18 protein-coding genes are annotated in these 17,737 nt (G+C 70.5%); 8 read left to right on the forward strand and 10 right to left on the reverse strand.

Going from position 1 to position 17,737, the window contains the following annotated elements; all coding sequences use genetic code 11:
• The first annotated feature begins 21 nt into the window (after positions 1 to 21).
• Positions 22 to 729: an ABC transporter ATP-binding protein gene (locus WJM96_RS09525; protein WP_424812240.1), complete on the forward strand. Its 708-nt coding sequence runs from the start codon at positions 22 to 24 to the stop codon at positions 727 to 729.
• 9 nt (positions 730 to 738) lie between these two features.
• Positions 739 to 2,022 carry a solute carrier family 23 protein gene (locus tag WJM96_RS09530; RefSeq protein WP_424812241.1) on the forward strand — a complete coding sequence of 428 codons (1,284 nt, stop codon included), beginning with the start codon at positions 739 to 741 and terminating at the stop codon, positions 2,020 to 2,022.
• 30 nt (positions 2,023 to 2,052) lie between these two features.
• Here WJM96_RS09530 and WJM96_RS09535 read toward each other — a convergent pair whose 3' ends face one another.
• From WJM96_RS09535 to WJM96_RS09545, 3 genes are all read right to left on the reverse strand, one after another.
• The gene (locus WJM96_RS09535; protein ID WP_424812242.1) at positions 2,053 to 3,699 is read right to left on the reverse strand and encodes a flavin-containing monooxygenase; all 1,647 of its coding nucleotides are present in this window, start codon (positions 3,697 to 3,699) and stop codon (positions 2,053 to 2,055) included.
• 103 nt (positions 3,700 to 3,802) lie between these two features.
• A complete protein-coding gene (locus WJM96_RS09540; protein WP_424812243.1) occupies positions 3,803 to 4,789 on the reverse strand; it encodes a Bug family tripartite tricarboxylate transporter substrate binding protein in 987 nt (328 codons plus the stop codon).
• Positions 4,790 to 4,839: 50 nt separating this feature from the next.
• The gene (locus tag WJM96_RS09545) at positions 4,840 to 5,538 is read right to left on the reverse strand and encodes an ATP-binding protein (protein ID WP_424812244.1); all 699 of its coding nucleotides are present in this window, start codon (positions 5,536 to 5,538) and stop codon (positions 4,840 to 4,842) included.
• A 108-nt stretch (positions 5,539 to 5,646) separates the two neighbouring features.
• On the opposite strand from WJM96_RS09545, the gene WJM96_RS09550 reads away from it, so the two are divergent.
• Both WJM96_RS09550 and WJM96_RS09555 read left to right on the forward strand, forming a co-directional pair.
• The gene (locus tag WJM96_RS09550) at positions 5,647 to 6,477 is read left to right on the forward strand and encodes a DUF6502 family protein (RefSeq protein WP_424812245.1); all 831 of its coding nucleotides are present in this window, start codon (positions 5,647 to 5,649) and stop codon (positions 6,475 to 6,477) included.
• The gene (locus WJM96_RS09555; protein ID WP_424812246.1) at positions 6,474 to 7,742 is read left to right on the forward strand and encodes a DUF5666 domain-containing protein; all 1,269 of its coding nucleotides are present in this window, start codon (positions 6,474 to 6,476) and stop codon (positions 7,740 to 7,742) included. The genes WJM96_RS09550 and WJM96_RS09555 overlap by 4 nt, the downstream gene beginning before the upstream one ends.
• On the opposite strand, the gene WJM96_RS09560 is transcribed toward WJM96_RS09555, so the two are convergent.
• From WJM96_RS09560 to WJM96_RS09570, 3 genes are all read right to left on the reverse strand, one after another.
• Positions 7,743 to 8,711 carry a tripartite tricarboxylate transporter substrate-binding protein gene (locus WJM96_RS09560; protein WP_424812247.1) on the reverse strand — a complete coding sequence of 323 codons (969 nt, stop codon included), beginning with the start codon at positions 8,709 to 8,711 and terminating at the stop codon, positions 7,743 to 7,745.
• A 64-nt stretch (positions 8,712 to 8,775) separates the two neighbouring features.
• The gene (locus WJM96_RS09565; RefSeq protein WP_424812248.1) at positions 8,776 to 9,837 is read right to left on the reverse strand and encodes a ketopantoate reductase family protein; all 1,062 of its coding nucleotides are present in this window, start codon (positions 9,835 to 9,837) and stop codon (positions 8,776 to 8,778) included.
• A gap of 40 nt (positions 9,838 to 9,877) precedes the next feature.
• On the reverse strand, positions 9,878 to 10,633 hold the full coding sequence (locus WJM96_RS09570) for an SDR family oxidoreductase (protein ID WP_424812249.1): 756 nt from the start codon (positions 10,631 to 10,633) through the stop codon (positions 9,878 to 9,880).
• Positions 10,634 to 10,731: 98 nt separating this feature from the next.
• Here WJM96_RS09570 and WJM96_RS09575 point away from each other — a divergent pair, with 98 nt between their 5' ends.
• The 3 genes from WJM96_RS09575 (at position 10,732) to WJM96_RS09585 (ending at position 12,958) form a co-directional block, all read left to right on the forward strand.
• Positions 10,732 to 11,661 carry a 3-keto-5-aminohexanoate cleavage protein gene (locus WJM96_RS09575; protein WP_424812250.1) on the forward strand — a complete coding sequence of 310 codons (930 nt, stop codon included), beginning with the start codon at positions 10,732 to 10,734 and terminating at the stop codon, positions 11,659 to 11,661.
• 147 nt (positions 11,662 to 11,808) lie between these two features.
• Positions 11,809 to 12,258 carry a hypothetical protein gene (locus tag WJM96_RS09580; RefSeq protein ID WP_424812251.1) on the forward strand — a complete coding sequence of 150 codons (450 nt, stop codon included), beginning with the start codon at positions 11,809 to 11,811 and terminating at the stop codon, positions 12,256 to 12,258.
• Positions 12,259 to 12,277: 19 nt separating this feature from the next.
• Positions 12,278 to 12,958: a MarC family protein gene (locus WJM96_RS09585; protein ID WP_424812252.1), complete on the forward strand. Its 681-nt coding sequence runs from the start codon at positions 12,278 to 12,280 to the stop codon at positions 12,956 to 12,958.
• 6 nt (positions 12,959 to 12,964) lie between these two features.
• Here WJM96_RS09585 and WJM96_RS09590 read toward each other — a convergent pair whose 3' ends face one another.
• Together WJM96_RS09590 and WJM96_RS09595 are read right to left on the reverse strand one after the other, a co-directional pair.
• On the reverse strand, positions 12,965 to 13,192 hold the full coding sequence (locus tag WJM96_RS09590) for a hypothetical protein (RefSeq protein ID WP_424812253.1): 228 nt from the start codon (positions 13,190 to 13,192) through the stop codon (positions 12,965 to 12,967).
• 77 nt (positions 13,193 to 13,269) lie between these two features.
• Positions 13,270 to 14,601: an NAD(P)/FAD-dependent oxidoreductase gene (locus tag WJM96_RS09595; RefSeq protein ID WP_424812254.1), complete on the reverse strand. Its 1,332-nt coding sequence runs from the start codon at positions 14,599 to 14,601 to the stop codon at positions 13,270 to 13,272.
• Between the two features lie 167 nt (positions 14,602 to 14,768).
• On the opposite strand from WJM96_RS09595, the gene WJM96_RS09600 reads away from it, so the two are divergent.
• On the forward strand, positions 14,769 to 15,407 hold the full coding sequence (locus tag WJM96_RS09600) for a ribonuclease D (RefSeq protein WP_424812255.1): 639 nt from the start codon (positions 14,769 to 14,771) through the stop codon (positions 15,405 to 15,407).
• A 40-nt stretch (positions 15,408 to 15,447) separates the two neighbouring features.
• Here WJM96_RS09600 and hpf read toward each other — a convergent pair whose 3' ends face one another.
• Both hpf and rpoN read right to left on the reverse strand, forming a co-directional pair.
• Positions 15,448 to 16,044, reverse strand: coding sequence for a ribosome hibernation-promoting factor, HPF/YfiA family (gene hpf / locus WJM96_RS09605; protein ID WP_424812256.1), 597 nt, complete (start codon positions 16,042 to 16,044; stop codon positions 15,448 to 15,450).
• A gap of 192 nt (positions 16,045 to 16,236) precedes the next feature.
• Complete coding sequence (rpoN, locus tag WJM96_RS09610) at positions 16,237 to 17,694, reverse strand: RNA polymerase factor sigma-54 (protein WP_424812257.1); 1,458 nt, start codon at positions 17,692 to 17,694, stop codon at positions 16,237 to 16,239.
• Positions 17,695 to 17,737 lie beyond the last annotated feature (43 nt).

Raw genomic sequence — 17,737 nt, forward strand, 5'->3', positions numbered from 1 at the left:
TCAGCCGGAAGGCCGGCCGGCATGAGCGCGGAGCTCGCGGTGGAAGGCCTCGATGCCGCCTATGGCGCGAGCCAGGTGCTCTTCGGCGTCTCGCTGGAGGTGGAGCGCGGCGAGACGCTGGCGCTCATGGGCCGCAACGGTGCGGGCAAGAGCAGTACCTTCAAGGCCATCGCGGGCCTCCTGCCCCCGCGCGCGGGCCGGGTTCTGGTCCGCGGCGAGGATCTGGCGGGCCGCAAGCCCTATCGCATCGCGCGCGCGGGCATCGGCTTCGTGCCCGAGGACCGCCAGGTCTTCCCCGAGCACAGCGTCGAGGAGAACCTCGAGATCGCCGAGCGCGAGGGCCCCGGCGCCGGCGGCTGGACGCGCGCGCGCGCCTTCGAGGAATTCCCCATGCTGGCGCCGCTGCGCAAGCGCATGGCGGGCCGCCTCTCGGGCGGCGAGCAGCAGATGCTCGTCATCGCCCGCAGCCTGATGGGCAACCCCTCGGTACTGCTGCTGGACGAGCCGTCAGAGGGCCTCGCGCCGCTCATCGTGCAGGAGATCGGCCGCCTCATCCGCCGCCTGCGGGAGATGGGCACCACCATCGTCCTGGCCGAGCAGAACAGCCGTTTCTGCCTGGGAGTGGCGACTCGCGTCGCGGTGATCGACAAGGGCACGATCGTCTGGCGCGGCACCGTCGAGCAGTTCCGCGCCGAGCCGGACATCCAGGCGCGCTACCTTCAGGTCTGAGAGGCCAACATGTTCCATTGGACCGAACGCAAGCTGACCGACGGCGCCGCGATCGCGCCAGACGAGCGCCTGCCCTGGGGGCAGACAGCCGCCCTCGGCCTGCAGCATGTCGTGGCGATGTTCGGGGCCACGGTCCTGGCGCCGCGGCTGATGGGCTTCGACGCCAATATCGCCATCCTGATGAGCGGCATCGGCACGCTGCTCTTCTTCGTCATCACGCGCGGCAAGGTGCCGAGCTACCTCGGCTCCTCCTTCGCCTTCATCGCGGTGGTGCTGGCCGCCACGGGCTATGCCGGTAGCGGGCCGAACGCCAATCTCGGCGTGGCGCTCGGCGGCATCATCGCCTGCGGCGCGCTCTACGCGCTGATCGGCTTCATCGTCATGGCCACCGGCACGGGCTGGATCGAGCGGCTGATGCCGCCGGCCGTGACCGGGGCGGTCGTCGCGGTCATCGGGCTCAACCTCGCGGCGATCCCGGTGAAGAACATGGCGCCCACGGGCTTCGACGCCTGGATGCAGGCCATGACCTTCCTGGTGCTGGCGCTGGTCGCGGTGAGAACGCGCGGCATGGTGCAGCGCCTGCTCATCCTGGTCGGGCTGATCCTGGCGAGCATCATCTACGCCGTGCTGACCAATGGCCTGGGCTTCGGAACGCCGATGGATTTCGGCCCGGTCGCGGCCGCTGCCTGGTTCGGCATGCCGGGCTTCGCCGCGCCCGTCTTCTCCGGCCCCGCGATGCTGCTCATCGCGCCGGTCGCCATCGTGCTGGTCGCGGAGAACCTGGGACACCTGAAGGCCGTGGCCGCCATGACGGGCCGCGACATGGACCCGCATATGGGGCGCGCCTTCGTGGGCGACGGCTTGGCAACCATGCTGGCCGGCGCCTCCGGCGGCACAGGGGTCACGACCTATGCCGAGAATATCGGCGTCATGGCCGCCACGCGGGTCTATTCGACCGCGGTCTTCGTGGTGGCGGCCGTGGTCGCGGTCGTGCTCGGCTTCTCGCCGAAGTTCGGCGCGCTGATCCAGTCCATCCCGCTCGCGGTGATGGGCGGCGTCTCCATCGTGGTCTTCGGCCTGATCACCATCGCGGGCGCGCGGATCTGGGTGGAGAACCGGGTGGACTTCACCCAGCCCGCGAACCTCATGACGGTCGCCATCGCGCTGGTGCTCGGAACGGGCGACTTCACGCTCCGCTTCGGCGACTTCGCCCTGGGCGGGATCGGCACCGCGACCTTCGGCGCGATCCTGCTCAACCTGCTGCTCGGCGGCCAGGCCCGCCCCAAAGGCTGAGCGGCTGATTCGCCGGATCGGACGCCAGGCCTACTTGGCGGAAGCCATCGCGGGCGCCAGATCGAAGCCCTTGTAGCCCTTGGCGGCCACCTCGTCGCAGATGCCGCGGTAATGCGCCATGCCGCCCGCATAGGGCATGAAGACGCGCGGCTTGCCCGGCACGTTGGCGCCCAGATACCAGGAGCTCGAGGCCTGCGGCAGCAGCGTGGCCTCCGCCGCGCGGTTGCCCTCCGCCACCCAGTCCGCCGTCGCCTCCTCCGTCGCCTCGATGGTCGCGATGCCGTCGGCGCGCATCTTCGCGATGGCCGCCGTGATCCAGTCCACATGCTGCTCGATCGCGACCGGCATGTTGCAGAGCACGGAGGGGCTGCCCGGCCCCGTCACGGTGAAGAGGTTCGGGAAGCCCGGCACGCCGAGGCCGAGATAGGTGCGTGGCCCGGCTTCCCAGGCCTCGGCCAGCGTCAGCCCGTCGCGGCCGCGGATGTCCATGCGCAGGAAGGGCCCGGTCATCGCGTCGAAGCCGGTGGCGAAGACGATGATGTCGAGCTTGATCTCCTTGCCGCTCCTCAGCCGGATGCCGTCCGGCGTGATGCGGTCGATGGGATCGGCGCGGATGTCCTCGAGGCTGACGTTCTCGCGGTTGAAGGTCTCGAAGTAGAAGCTGTCGATGGGCGGGCGCTTGGCCGCGTAGGGATGGTCGATATTGGCGAGCTTATCGGCCGTGGCGGGGTCCTTCACGATGCTGCGGATCTTTCCCTTGATGAACTCCGCCGCCGTGTCGTTCGCCTCGACGCTGGTGAGGATGTCCCGGAAATTGGCGCGGAACTGCAGCCCGCCCTTCTGCCAGGCCTTCTCGTAGACCTCGGTCCGCTGCTCCGGCGTCAGGTCGAAGACGGAGCGGTCCTGGATGGTGAAGGGATGTCCGTTGGTGTTGGAGCGCATGATGCGCTTGATCTCGTCGTAGCTGCGCTTCAGCTCCTCCTTGAACTCCTCGGAGAGCGGGCCGTTCTGCGCGGGCACGCTGTAGTTGGGCGTGCGCTGGAATACCGTGAGATGCCCCGCTTGCGAGGCAATGACGGGCGCAGCCTGGATGCCCGTGGAGCCGGTGCCGATCTGCCCCACGCGCTTGCCGGTGAAATCCACGCCCTCATGCGGCCATTCGCCGGTGTGGTACCAGTCCCCCCTGAACTCCTCGAGCCCCGGGATCTTCGGCACGTTCGCCGAGGAAAGGCAGCCGATCGCGGTGATGAGGAACTGCGCCGAGAACACCTCGCCGCCCTCGGTCCGGATGGTCCAGCGGCTGGACGCCGCGTCGAAGCTGGCGCCCTGGACGCGGGTGGAGAGCTGGATGTCGCGCTTCAGGTCCAGCCGGTCGGCGACGAAGTTGAGGTAGCGGCGGATCTCCGGATGCTCCGGATAGCGCTCGGACCACTGCCATTCGGACAGCAACTCGTCGGAGAAGGTGTAGCAGTAGGAATGGCTCTCGGAATCGCAGCGCGCCCCGGGATAGCGGTTCCAGTACCACGTGCCGCCGATGCCCTCCGCCGCCTCCAGCACCCGCACCTTGAGCCCGAGACGGTCCCGCAGCGCGTGAAGCTGGTAGAGGCCCGAGAAGCCGGCGCCGATGATGATGGCGTCGTACTCGCGGGCCGGGCTCGGCATAAGGGTATCGGGCATGGATCGGACCTCCGTTTTGCCGGAATTGTCCGATCCAATCCGCGCGACGGCAAGAGCCGATCACGCAACGCAGCAAAATCCCACAATCCACGCCGGGCGCGGCTCAATTCGTGGAAACGCCCGCCGCCTGCACCACGGGGCCCCATTTCCGCTCCTCGCCCAGCATGAAGGCCTGGTAGTCGGCCGGGTTCAGCGGCCAGGGATCGGCGCCGAACTGGTGCAGACGCTGCACCACGGCCGGGTCGGCCAGCGCGCGCAGGATGGCGCCGCCCAGCTTCTCCACGATGGGGCGCGGCGTCGCGGCGGGCGCGGCGAGCCCGTACCAGGAGGAGACGTCGAAATCAGGGACGCCGGATTCCTGCATCGTCGGCACCTCGGGGAATTGCGACCAGCGCTGCGCCGAGCTGACGGCCAGGGCCGTCAGCATCCCCGCCCGCACCTGCTGGGCGGAGGCCGGCGCGTTGTCGATGGCGAAAAGGATCTCCCCGTTCAGCACCGCCTGCATGTTCGGTGCCGTGCCGCGATAGGGCACATGCGTCAGGTCCAGCCCCATGCGCTGGCCGAAGAGCACGCCGCTGAGATGCGAGGAAGTACCCACGCCGGCCGATCCGAAGCTCGCCCGCTGCGGGTTGGCCTTCGCGAAGGCCACGAGGTCCGCCACCGTGCGGAAGCCGCGGGTGGGCAGCACGATCATGCAGTTGGGCATGGTCGCGATGCGGGCCACGCCCGTCAGGTCCCGGTTCGGCTCGAAACCGCCGCCGGCGCGGCGGTGCAGATGCGGGCCGATGCCGTTGCTCGCGATGTGGTTCACCAGGAAGTTGTAGCCATCGGCCGGCGCCTGGCCGCAGATCTCGGCGGCCAGCATGCCGCCCGCGCCGGGCCGGTTGTCCAGCCAGAAGCCGTGCGCGAGGCTCTCGCGCAGGCTCGGCTCCAGGATGCGCATGAAGATGTCGCTCGCCCCGCCGGGGGCGCCGCCGACGAGAACCCGCCAGGGCTTTTCGGGCCAATTCGCCTGGGCCTGGGCGCCGCGGCCGATGGCGGCGCACGCGGCAGCCGCGCCGAGCAGGGCCCGGCGAGCGACATGAGACATGAATTCCTCCCTGTTTTGTCAGGGAGCCTCGCCTCAAGCGCCCGCCGGATTCAAGCCAAAGATGCGCCGGGGCGGTGGGGCAGCACCATCTCGGCCCGGGTTCCGCCCGCGATGCGCGCGATGCTGCTGCGCCCGCCATGCTGCTCGGCCAGGGCCTGGGCCAGGCCCAGCCCCTCGCCCCCGTCATGGACGCCCGCGAACCCCCACCCGTCATCCTCGACCGTCAGGCGCGTCTCGCGGTGCGTGCTGGCGAGGTGGAGGCGGATGCGGCCCAGCATGCGCTCGTGCAGCCCATGCTTCACGGCGTTGCCGATCATCTCGTGGCTCGCGCGCATCACGGTCTCGCGCAGGTGGGAGGGGCATTCGCCATCCACCGTGACGTCGATGCGGACGATCTGGTCAGGGTCGGACAGCAGGTCGGCACCGGCCTTGGCCAGCGCCCGCAGCCGGTCGGCCATCGGGCGGGGCGCGCCCGTCATGCCGAAGAGCGCATCCGAGATGGCTGCGCTCAGCATGATGCGCTTCTCCAGGTCGCGCAGCAGGCGGCCGCCTTCGAGGGAGAGGCGCGAGCCGTCCAGCAGGACGATCTCCGAGAGGATGCGCTGCAGCGTGTTCTTGGTGTGGTGGCGCAGCAGGCGCAGGGCCAGCTCGTCCGGCGTGCCGGCTGCAGGGGCCGGCGCTTCCGTCGCCTGCATGGTGAGCGTCCAGAGCGGACGCTCCGCCCGGGCGAAGGCGGCTTGGTGGGTCAAGGCGAGACTCCGTCTTGGTGACCCGGACGATATACGTGGGAGAATTTCCCACGTAAACCATCGAGTGGGTATTTTTCCCACAATCGAGCCGTGCTAAGAGCCTGGCCCGTGACGGACGAACCCGCCTCCCCCGACTCCGCGCCGCCGGCCAGCGAGCTGCTCCGAGCCCTGCGCCGGCCCTTGCGGCCGCTCGTGCGGCTGCTGATCCGCTCGGGCGTGACCTTCCCGATCCTCGCGGACATGCTGCGGGGCCTTTATGTCGAGACCGCGGCCCAGGATTTCCCCACCGGCGGCCGCCCGCCCACCGACAGCCGCCTCTCGCTGCTGACCGGCGTGCACCGCAAGGAGCTGCGGCGCCTGCGGGAGGAAGACGCCCCCGCCGATGCCGCCGTGCCGGCGGTGGTGACGCTGAACAGCCAGCTCATCGCCCGCTGGCTGGGCCTGGCGGACTACACGGACGAGGCGGGCGACCCCCTGCCCCTCTCCCGCGCCGATTTCGACGCGCTGGTCGCTTCCGTCACCACGGACCTGCGCCCCCGCACGGTGCTCGACAACTGGCTGGCCCAGGGAATCGCCACGCTGGGCGCCGACGAGAAGGTGCACCTGAACGTGCAGGCCTTCGTCCCGCGCGAGGGGCGGGAGGCGCAGCTCTTCTACTTCGCGCGCAACCTGCACGACCACATGGCCGCCGCCGTCGCCAACATCACGGCCGCCGGCGCCGCGCCCTTCCTCGAGCGCAGCCTGCACTACGACCGCCTGCCGCCGGAGGTCGCGGCGAAGCTGGAGGCAGCCGGGCGCGTCGCGGCGCAGCAACTGCTGGTGGACCTCAATAGGCTCGCGCTGGAACTGCTCGACGAGGCGGGCGAAGCTGCCGAGGGGGCCGCCACGCGCCGCCTCAACCTCGGCATCTACCTCTATGGCGAGGCCGAGGCGCCTTGAGCCGCGCCCTTCCTGCCGCCTTGGCCTTGCTGGTCGCGGCCTGCGCGGCCGAGGCACCGCCGCCGGCCGCGCCCGCCGCGCCGCGCCCGTGCCGCATCGGCCCCGATGGCGGGCCGCCGGTGGAGACGGCCTCGGACGACCGGGGGATCGGGGGCACCGGCATCCGCGTGGCCGAGGAGGATCGCGGCATCGGCGGCACCGGCATCGTGGGCGTGGTGACGGGCTTCGCCAGCATCTGCGTGAACGGGCTGCACGTGGCCTACGACCCGGCGCTCCCCGTCACCTTCGGCGAGGTGGCGGGGCCGCCTTCAGGCCTGCGCGTGGGCCAGGTCGTGGCGGTTTCCGCGGCCGATCGCGGCGGCGCCTATCGGGCGCGGAGCCTCGCCGTGCGCTACGAGGTCTCCGGCCCGGTCGAGGCGGTGGAGGCCGGGGCGCTGAAGGTGGCGGGCCAGCGCGTGACCGTGCCCGCCGGAACACCGGGCGGCACGGGCTGGCGCGTGGGCGACCCGGTGCTGGTCAGTGGCCTGCGCGCGCCGGATGGCAGCATCGCCGCCACCCGTATCGACCCGCGCCCGCCCGGCGCAGCCGCGCGCGTCGTGGTGCATGGGGAGCTGAATCGGCGGGACGGCGTCCTGGCCGTGGGCAACCTGCCGATCCGCCCCTCCAACGCGCTGCTGCTGCCCGATCCCGGCCCGGTGATCGCCACCGGCACCCTCGAGAATGGCGTCCTGGTGCCGGGCTCCGTCGAGCCCGACATGCTGCTGCGCGACCCCTCCGTCTGGTTCGGCCCCGGCTACGGCCGCTTCCTCTACGAGGGCTATGTGAGCCTGGGCGCCGGGACGATGGCGCTGGGCCCGGCGCTCACCTTCTCGGCTCCCTCCGGCATGGCCCCGTTCGGGGCGCGGCGGGGCGTCATGGAAATCACCCGCGGGGCGGATGGCCGGCTCGGCGCCTCCGGCTTCGACGCCCGGATGGCACCGGGTGGCGGGTTCCCGGGGGCGTGGCGCGGGGAGATCGCGCCGATGCCGGGGCGGGGCGGCCTGGCCCCCGGCGGTGCCGCCGGTGGCATCATGTCCCGGCGCGATGCGCCCCCTGGCACTGCGCGCCCAGGTCGCGGCGAGCGCGGGCGCGGCGGGCCGGACGCGCCGTCGGCGGGCGGGCCGGGCGATTTCGCGCCGCCGAGCGGCTTCGTCCCGTCCAGCGGTGGCTTCGGCAGTGGCGGCTTCGGCAGCGGCCCCGGCCCGGGGCCCGGCCGGCCGCGCTGATCAGTCGGCGTAGGCGCCCGCGGCCTGGATGATCGGGCGCCAGCGCTCCACCTCCTCCGGCAGGAAGCGGCGGTGGAAGTCGAGGCTGGCGCGCTCCTCCGTGGCCGGGGCCGTCAGCAGTTCCGCGAAGCGCTGGCGCAGGCGCTCCTCGCGCAGGGTCGCGCGCAGCGCCTCGGAGAGGAATTCCTGGATCGGCTCCGGCGTGCCGGCCGGCGCGTAGAGGCCGTGCCAGGTGGACATCGCGATGCCCGGGAAGCCCGCCTCGGCGGCCGTCGGCGTTTCCGGCAGGCCGGGCAGGCGCTCGGGGCTGCTGACGCCATGCACCAGCACGCGGCCGTCGCGGATATAGGGGACGGTGTTCGTCGCCTGGTCGCAGATCATGTCGATGCGCCCGGCCATGAGTTCCGCGATGGCGGGCGCGGTGCCGCGGAACACCACCACCGTCGCCTTGGCGCCCGCCGCGCTCTGCACCAGCAGCCCGCAGAGATTGGCGGCCGAGCCGAGGCCCGCGGTGGCGAGGTTGATGCGGTCGCCCTCGCGCGCCAGGACCGCCATGACGCCGCGCAGGTCCTCGGCCGGGAAGTCGCGCCGCGTGATCACCGTCATCGCGGCGTCGGAGACAAGGCCGAGCGGCGCGAAGCTCGTCAGCACGTCGTAGGGCATGCGGCGGTAGAGCGTGGCGCTCGCCGCCATGCCGATATTGTTGATCATCAGCGTGTAGCCGTCGGGCCGCGAGGTCGCGAGGCGCTGCGGCCCGACGATGGAGCCGCCGATCGACTCCACGACGACGGATTGCCCCACATGGCGCCCCATATTGTCGGCCACGATGCGGGTGATGGTATCCGTCGGCCCGCCGGCGGCACCGGCGGCGATCAGGGTGATGGTGCGGTTGGGATAGCTGGTCTGGGCCCTAAGTCGGGGCGAAGCCAGGGCCATGGGCAGCCCGGCCAGGACGGTGCGACGAAGCATGCGTTCGACTCCCTCAAGGAAGGCCCGCCGGTTGGCCCGGCGTGGCCCTGCGGGAGTGTAGGCCCTAGTTCAGACGCAACTCCAGGATGTGCTTCGGATCGGGCGCGATCTCCCCGCGCTCCACCCGCTTCACGATCTCGGTCAGCGCGGCATTGGCCGGCGTGGGAATGCCGAGCGGCTTCGCCTTGTCCGCGATGAAGCCATTGATGAACTCGATCTCCGTCCGGCGGCCCTTCACCATGTCCTGGCCCATGGAGGGGCGATGCGCGCCGCCGCCCTTCTGCGCCTCCGCGATGCGGTGGGCGTCGTACTCGCTCCTGGCCGCGGCATCGCCCTCGCCCGCGCGGGCGATGATCTCGGGGTCGAGGTGGTGGATCTCCTCCAGCTCGTAGCCCAGTGCCTGGCCGACGCGGATGCCCTCGGCGCCCAGCCGCGCACCGAAGCGGCGCAGCGCGTCGTTCAGCAGGATGTCCTTGCTGATGAGGCCGGTGCAGGCCGAGAGCCCATTCGCCATCCCGTTGGTGACGAGCTTCGACCAGCGCTCGCCCCAGAGGTTCGGCGTGACATGCGTGCTGTCCGAAAGCGCGGTGAGACGGCCGACCTCCTTCGCGCGCTCGGTGATGCGGCCATGCACCTCGCCCACCCGGTAGACGGTATGCGCGCTGCCGCCCTTGCCGGAGGCACGGCGCACATGGCCGGGCTCCGTCAGCTCCACGGTGATGGAGCTCGCGATGGCGCCGAGGGTGCGGCCCCAGCCGACGATACCGGCGATCGTCTCCTCGTTCATGCAGTTCTGCAGGCTCACGACGAAGCCGCCGGGCGAGAGGTACTGCTGGATCATCATCGTGGCCCACGCGGTGTCGTAGGACTTCACGCAGATGAAGGCGATGTCGAAGGGCTTCTGCTTCACCACGCCCTGCAGCTCGGTGAGATGGATCGCGTTCACCGGCACGGTGAATTCCGGCACGTCGCGAATATGGGTGATGCGCAGGCCCTTGCTGCGCATCGCCTCCACATTCTCCGGCCACATGTCGATGAAGGTGACGTCCTCGCCGGCCTGCGCCATATACGCGCCGGCATAGCCGCCCACGGCGCCAGCGCCGACGATGGCGATGCGGTTGCCCATCTCGTTTCCTCGTTCGTTCTTCGGCGAAAACGCTAGATCGTCAGAACAGCATCTGCAAATCGCCGTCGATGCCGATGGCCTGGCCGCTCGTCGTGCGGCCGCGCGTGCTGGCGAGCAGCAGGATCTGGTCGGCCAGCTGCCGCGCCGTCACGAATTCCTTGATGCTCGCATAGGCCATGGCCTGGCGCTCGACCTCCGCATAGGGCGTGCCGCGCGCCTGGGCCTTCGCCTCCAGCACGCGCCGTTGCCGGTCACCGGCGACGAGCCCTGGCAGGATGGCGTTCACCCGGATGCCCGCGCCGCCGAGCTCGATGGAAAGCGACTTCGTGAATCCGATCACCCCCCATTTCGCCGCCGCATAGGGCGCGCGCATGCCGAAGCCGAAGCGCCCGGCTGCGCTGGAGAGATTGGCGATGGAGGGGTTGGCGCTCTTCCGCAGCAGCGGGATGGCGAGGCGCGCGACGTTGAACTGCCCCGTCAGGCAGATCTCGACGCAGCGGTCCCAATCCTCGGGGTTGATCTCCTCCACGAGGCCCGTCGGGCCCGCGATGCCGGCATTGTTCACCAGCACGTCCAGCGCCTCGATACCCGAGAAGAGCTTGGCCACCTGCGCGCGGTCCGAGACGTCGCAGCGCGTGCCCTTGATCGCGGCGGGCAAGGCGGCGAGCGCGGCGTCGTCGACGTCGCAGACCGAGACCTCCGCACCTTCCTCCAGAAAGGCATCCGCGACGACGCGGCCGATGCCGCCCGCCCCCGCCGTGACCAGGACGCGCGCGCCCCGCAAACCCAGATCCATGCTTTTCCTCCCTGCTGGACAAGTGCGCTTGTCCCGCGCGAGCATGATCCGCGAAGTGCGCCGGCGGCAACAGCCGGCCCATCAGAGGTTGGGGGAACATGGCCAAGCCGCGCCGCGTCATCATCACCTGCGCCGTCACCGGCGCGATCCACACGCCCAGCATGTCGCCGCATCTGCCGGTCACGCCGGCCGAGATCGCCGAGGCCGCGATCGGCGCTGCGGAAGCGGGCGCGGCCATCGTCCACCTGCACGCGCGCAACCCGGCGGACGGCAGGCCCGACCAGTCGCCCGAGGCCTTCGCGCCCTTCCTCGGCATCATCAAGCAGGCGTCCAACTGCGTGGTGAACCTCACCACCGGCGGCGCCCCCACCATGACCATCGAGGAGCGGGTGCGCCCGGCCGCGACCTACAAGCCCGAGGTCGCGTCGCTGAACCTCGGCTCGATGAACTTCGGCCTCTTCGGCATGCTGAACCGTTTCAAGGAGTTCAAGCATCCCTGGGAGAAGGCCTATCTGGAAAACAAGGACATCATCTTCCGCAACTCCTTCCAGGACATCGAGTACATCCTGACAACCTGCGCCGGAAACAACACGCGCTTCGAGTTCGAGTGCTACGACACCTCGCACCTCTACAATCTGAAGTACTTCTTCGATCAGGGGCTGGTGAAGGCGCCGCTGTTCATCCAGACGGTGTTCGGCCTGCAGGGCGGCATCGGCGCGCATCCGGACGACGTGATGCACATGAAGCGCACGGCCGACCGCCTCTTCGGCGACAACTACCGCTGGTCCGTGCTGGGCGCGGGAGCCAACCAGCTCAAGATCGCGGCCATCGCGGCGGCCCAGGGCGGCAATGTCCGCGTCGGGCTGGAGGACAGCCTCTGGGCCGGGCCCGGCCGCCTCGCCTCGTCCAACGCCGAGCAGGTGCGGCTCGCCCGCCAGATCGTGGAGAGCATGGGCCTGGAGATCGCGAGTCCCGACGAGGCACGCGAGATCCTGGAGCTCAAGGGCGGCGACCAGGTCGCGTTCTGAGACCCGGTGCCGCGGCAGTCCCGCGCGCAGGGCTGCCGCTAGGGCAATGCGCTTGCAATGCCGAATGCCCCACGCCATGGTCGGAAGCTCCGCCACGCCCCCCGGGAGGGGCCAGGACGAGTGTTCCGATCATTGGGTGTTAGTCCATTGCCGCGCCGCGTCTTCCGCCGTTCCATGCTGCTGGCGCCGAGCCTCCTGCTCGCCGCGGCAAGCCCGCGCCAGGACCCCAACCCGGACGCCACGGTCGAGATCGAGGAGGTCCGGATCGGGCTCTTCGTGGTCAGCGGCAGCATCGGCGGCGGGCGGCTGCGCTTCCGGGGCGAGGTCTACCGCTTCTCCATCGACGGGATCGGCGTCGCGGGCTTCGGCGTCTCCGGCATCCAGGCGCAGGGCGAGGTCTTTAACCTCCGCCGCGTCGAGGATTTCGCCGGCCATTTCGACGTCGACGCCGCCGAGACGGCGCGCGGGCCCGAGCGCACGGTGCGCGTGCGGTCCCTGCGGAACGCGAAGGGGGTCCTGATGCGCCTGCGCGATACACGCAGCGGCGCCATCCTGGAACTGGCGCCGAGTGGCGTGACCGTCGCCTTCCGTAGCTGACACGCAGGGAGCGAGGCCGATGTTCGACGGATTCGTATTGGCCCGGCTGCTCAGCGACTTCCTCTTCGCCTTCACGACGATCTTCGCCCTGGTGAACCCCCCCGGGATCGCGCTGATCTTCCATGCCCGCACGGGCAACCTCTCGGAGCCGGAGCGGGCGAAGCTGGCACGCAGCGTCGCCTTCTACAGCTACTGTATCCTGCTCGGCTCGCTGTGGTTCGGCGCGGTGGTGCTGGGCTTCTTCGGTATCTCGGTGCCCGCGCTGCGGATCGGCGGCGGGCTGGTGGTCGCGCTTTCCGGCTACCAGATGCTGACGCGCGACGGGCCCGAGGAAGCGGCGCAGAGCGCCGAGGCGCTGGGACGCGCCGCCTTCTTCCCGCTCACTCTGCCGCTCACCATCGGGCCGGGCTCCATCGCCGCGGCCATCGCGATCGGGGCGGACACGCGCGGCAGCTGGGCGCGCGTCCTGCAATCGGCGGTGTCCTCGGCGATCGTGGCCTTCGCGATGGCCGCGACGATCTACCTCTTCTACAAGAACAGCGCCGCGCTGGTGCGCGTGCTGGGCCCCGAGGGCACGGCCATCGCGACGCGCCTCACGGCCTTCCTGCTCTTCTGCCTGGGCATCCAGATCATGCTGACGGGCGTGCTTGGCGCCGTTCAGCCCCTTCTCGACGCCATCGCGGTTCCGCCGGCGCCCTGAGGAGGTTCAGCGCAGCCGGCGGCCGTATTCGCGGCTATAGGCGTCCTCCTCGCGCGAGCGGCTGACATCCGTCACATAGCCGCCATCGCCACCGATGCCGGTGCCGACCACGTCGCCCCAGCTGTAATCCCCCGAGAAGGAGCCCACGACATCGGGACGGCCGCCGCTGTAGGGCCCCTGGCAAGCCGCCAGGGCGAGCAGCGGCAGGACCAGGCCGGCGAGAGGGAAGCGCATGCGAATCTCCCAGATTTGACGGGCAGCATGGCGGAAGACCTTCTCACTGTCAGCAAGCTTGGCGCCGCAGGCCGGGCCTAGATCATCCCCGGCACGGTCAGCTTGGAGCCATCCACCAGCCGCTCGTAGCGGAACGGCGCGGCATCGATGCTGGTCGGGTCGCCCGCCACGAGATCCGCCGCGAGCTTGCCGGCCGAGGGGCCCGTGCCGAAGCCGTGGCCCGAGAAACCCGTCGCCACGGTCAGACCAGGGATGGCGGCAATGGGCGCGATGACGGGGATGCCGTCCGGCGTCCAGTCGATGGCGCCGCCCCAGGCCTCGGCCACACGGATCTGGCCGCGCAGCGCGGGAAAGGTCTCGCCCATGGCGGCGATCGCCTGGTCGATCAGCACCTGCTGCGGCGCCGTGTCCAGCATGCGCGCGCGCTCGAAGGGCGAGATGCCGTCCAGCGTCCAGCGCGCGCCGGATTCCGGCCCGTTGAAGAAGGAGCGCCCGATGCGGATCGCGAGCTTGTCGCGACGCGCCATGAACATGGGCCAGAACTCGCGCGCGTAGCGGAAGCCCTGCGGCGCCAGCTCCAGCCGCCCGCGCCCGCTGAGGCCGATGGTGTAGCCGCCATCCAGCCGCCGCCGCAGTGTGAAGCGCGGCGTGGAAAGCCCCCCCGTCACGAACTCCGGCAACGCCTCGGTGCGGAAGGAGGTCGCCTGGATGCTCGCCTGCGGCAGCGAGACGCCGTGATGGCGCAGGAACATGGAGCTCCAGGCCCCGCCTGCCAGCAGCACGGCCTGGGTGCGGATGGTGCCGCGCTCGGTGACGACGGCGCTGACGCGCCCGGCGGTCGTCTCCAGGCCGCGCGCGGCGCAGTTCTGCAGGATGGCCGCGCCCGCCCGCATCGCGGCGCGCGCGATGGCGGGGGCGGCGAGCCGCGGCTCCGCCTTGCCGTCGGTGGGGGAATAGACGCCGCCGATCCAGGGCTCGGCGCTGCCGCTCGACATCTCGCGCGCCTGTTCCGCGCTCAGCATCCGCGTATCGATGCCGAAGGGCTTGGCGAGCCGGCCCCAGCGCTCCCAGGTCGCGAGATCGGCCTGGCTGCGCGTCACATAGATCAGGCCCTTGCGGCGGAAGCCCAGATCCTCGTTGGTCTCGCGCGAAAGCTGCTCCCACATGGCGAGGCTCTCGATCGCCATGGGGATTTCGCGCACGTCGCGGTTCTGCTGGCGCACCCAGCCCCAGTTGCGGCTGGACTGCTCGCCGCCGACCACGCCCTTCTCCACGAGGGCCACCGAATGCCCGCGCTGCGCGAGGTTCAGCGCGGCGAAGACGCCGACGATGCCCGCGCCGATGATGACGACATCGGCGGCCGCCGGCAGGTCGGGCGTGGAGGTGACGGGTTCGGCGAGGAGCGGCATGGCGGATCCTGGGGAGTCGGCCTGCGAGTTTGCGACGGGGAAGCGCCGCGAAGAAGCCCGGACAGGGGTATTCCCGCCTTCGCGGAACTCAAATAGTGAGGGACTCCCCAGCCGTTCCGTTGTCTCAGCGGGGCATCACCGCTTCTCTCCCGCCCAAGGCGCTCGACATGGCGAAGACGCTCTTCACCCCCTCCGGCCCGATTCACCTTCATCGGCAGGATCTTCCGCCCGATCTGGCGCTGGGCCCCGTCGTGGCGGTTGATACCGAGACGATGGGCCTCGACCCCCGCCGGGACCGCCTTTGCCTGGTGCAGATGTCCTCGGGCGACGGCACCGCCCATCTGGTGCAGATTCACCCGGGCGGCGGCCCCTCGCCCCATCTCGTGCGGCTGATGGAGGACGCCTCCGTCACGAAGCTCTTCCACTTCGCCCGCTTCGACGTGGCGGCGCTGCAGCAGGGCATCGGCGCGACGACCGCGCCCGTCCGCTGCACCAAGATCGCCTCCAAGCTGGTCCGCACCTATACCGACCGCCACGGGCTGAAGGACCTCTGCCGCGACCTGCTGGGGGTCGATATCTCCAAGCAGCAGCAGACGAGCGACTGGGGCGCGCCCGAGCTCACGCCCGAGCAATGCGCCTATGCCGCCAGCGACGTCCTGCATCTGCACGCGCTCTGGGCGCGGCTGGAAGCGCTCCTGATCCGCGAGGGCCGGCTGGAGCTGGCCGAGGCCTGCTTCCGCTTCCTGCCCGCGCGCGGGAAGCTGGACCTCATGGGCTACGACGAGCCCGACATCTTCGCGCACTAACGGGGCGGCTGACCCTCACCCGGGCCAGCCGCGGCCGGGCTCAGGCTCCGCTGGGGTCGATCCAGCCCACATGCCCGTCCTGGCGGCGATAGACCACGTTGATCGATCCGCTCGCCACATTGCGGAACACCACGACGGAACTGCCGGCGAGGTCGAGGCGCATGGTCGCCTCGCTGACGCTGATGCGATGCAGCTCGCCCAGCGGCTCCGCCACCACGGCGGGGTGCTCGGCGCCGTTCACCTCGGGCGCCTCGTCACCTTCCTCGTCCATGGCCACCATGTACTCGCGGAAGGTCTCCACGGGCGCTCGCTCGACGGCCTTGCTGCGCGCATGCTCGTTCACCCGGCGCCGGTAGCGCCTGAGCCGCTTGCCCACATGCTCGGCCGCGACATCGAAGGCGCGCTGGGCGTCGGGCCCCTGCCCTTCGCCCCGCATCGTCAGGCCGCGGCCGGCGTGAATGTTGATGTCGCAAGCATAATGTCCCCCATTGCTGCCCTTGGCGTCCTTCCGGAAGGTCACCCGCGCCTCGAGCGCGTGGTCGAAATACTTTCCGGTGATGGAGCCGAGGCCGGTCTCGACATGGGAGCGCAGGGCATCGCTGGTGGAGACCTGCTTGCCGGCGACAGTGATCTGCATGAGAACCTTCCCTTGCTTGGAAGCCGCAGCGGAAACGGGGCGGGCCTGAGCGGCACAACGCGGCCAACCCGTTGATTCAACCCGAATCAACGGCATGGGCTGCCCGCTCTGTCCGAAAAAACCCGAAAGCCCCGACATCCGGTAACGGCTTCCCTCTGTCCAGCCGTCATCCGGCCAGCAGGGAGGAACCCTTCAGGCCGTGACGGCCTTTTCGCGCTTGCGCTGCACCGAGGATGGGATGCGCATCGCTTCCCGGTATTTGGCCACCGTCCGCCGGGCGATGTCCACACCTTCTTCACGCAGCCGTAACACAATGGCATCGTCGGAGAGGATGCTGCTGGCCGTCTCCTCATGGACCATGCCGCGGATCCGGTGGCGCACGGCTTCGGCGCTGACGCTTTCCCCGCCCGCCGTGCCCTGGATGGCCGTGGTGAAGAAGTACTTCAGCTCCAGCATGCCCCGCGGCGTGGCCATGAACTTGTTGGCGGTCACGCGGCTCACGGTGCTCTCGTGCATCTCCACCGCCTCGGCGACGTCGCGCAGGATGAGCGGGCGCAGGAAGGCCACCCCGTGGCGGAAGAAGCCGTCCTGGCGGCGCACGATCTCGGACGCCACCTTGAGGATGGTGTTGGCCCGCTGCTCCAGGCTCTTCACCAGCCAGTTCGCGTTCTGCAGATGCTCGGTGAGGAAGTTGCGCTGTTCGCGGTCGCGCAGGCTCACGGTGGCGCGCGCCGCGAAGCCGCGATTGACGAGCACGCGCGGCATGGTGTCGGGATTGAGCTCCAGCACCCAGCCGCCATCGGGTGCGGCGCGCATCAGCACATCCGGCAGCACGGCGGTCAGTGGCGGATCGTCGCCGCCCGCGCCCGGCTTGGGGTCGAGGCGGCGGAGCTCGGCCACCATCTCGGCCAGATCCTCGGCATCGACGCCGCAGGCCTCCATCAGCCCGCGCATGTCCCGCCGGGCCAGAAGCTGCAGGTTGGCGAGCAGCCGCGCCATGAAGGGATCGTAGCGGCCGGCTTCCTCGAGCTGGACGCGCAGGCATTCGGCGAGGTCGGCGCAGAACATGCCCACGGGCTCGAAGCGCTGCATGACGCGGCGCACGCGCTCCACCCGCCGCTCCTCACAGCCGAGGCGCGCGGCCAGGGCTGCCACATCGATGCCGAGCCGCCCCGTGGGCTCCAGCAGCGCGAGCAGCGCCGAGCCGATGAGCCGGTCCTGCGGGTCGTCGAAGCCCAGGCGGATCTGCGCGGCCAGGCGCTCCCGCAGCGTGGGGCCGCGTCCGGGCATTTCCTCGATGCCGGAGAGATCGTCGCCGAAATCGGCGCGGCCGCCGCTGCCGATGGCGGGGCGATAGGCCTCGCCCTCATCCATCACGTTGGACCAGTCGGCATCCAGCGGCTGAGCCTCGCCGACGGCGAGGGTCTCGCTGGACGCGGCTTCGGCGGAATCGGGGGCGGCAGCCGTAGGGGCGGGCGCCGCGGCGGAGGCTTCCTCGCGCTCCAGCAGCGGGTTGCGCTCCAGCTCCTCCTCGACGAAGGCGACGACCTCCATGTTGGAGGACTGCAGCAGCTTGATCGCCTGCCGCAGCTGCGGCGTCATCACCAGCGATTGCGATTGCCGCAGGTCGAGGCGAGGACCGATGGCCATTCTAGTCGCCCAGCATGGCGGAGCACGATGAACGAAGGGTTGC

The sequence above is a fragment of the Roseococcus sp. YIM B11640 genome (genome assembly GCF_049727625.1).
In the GTDB taxonomy this organism is placed as follows: Bacteria; Pseudomonadota; Alphaproteobacteria; order Acetobacterales; family Acetobacteraceae; genus Roseococcus.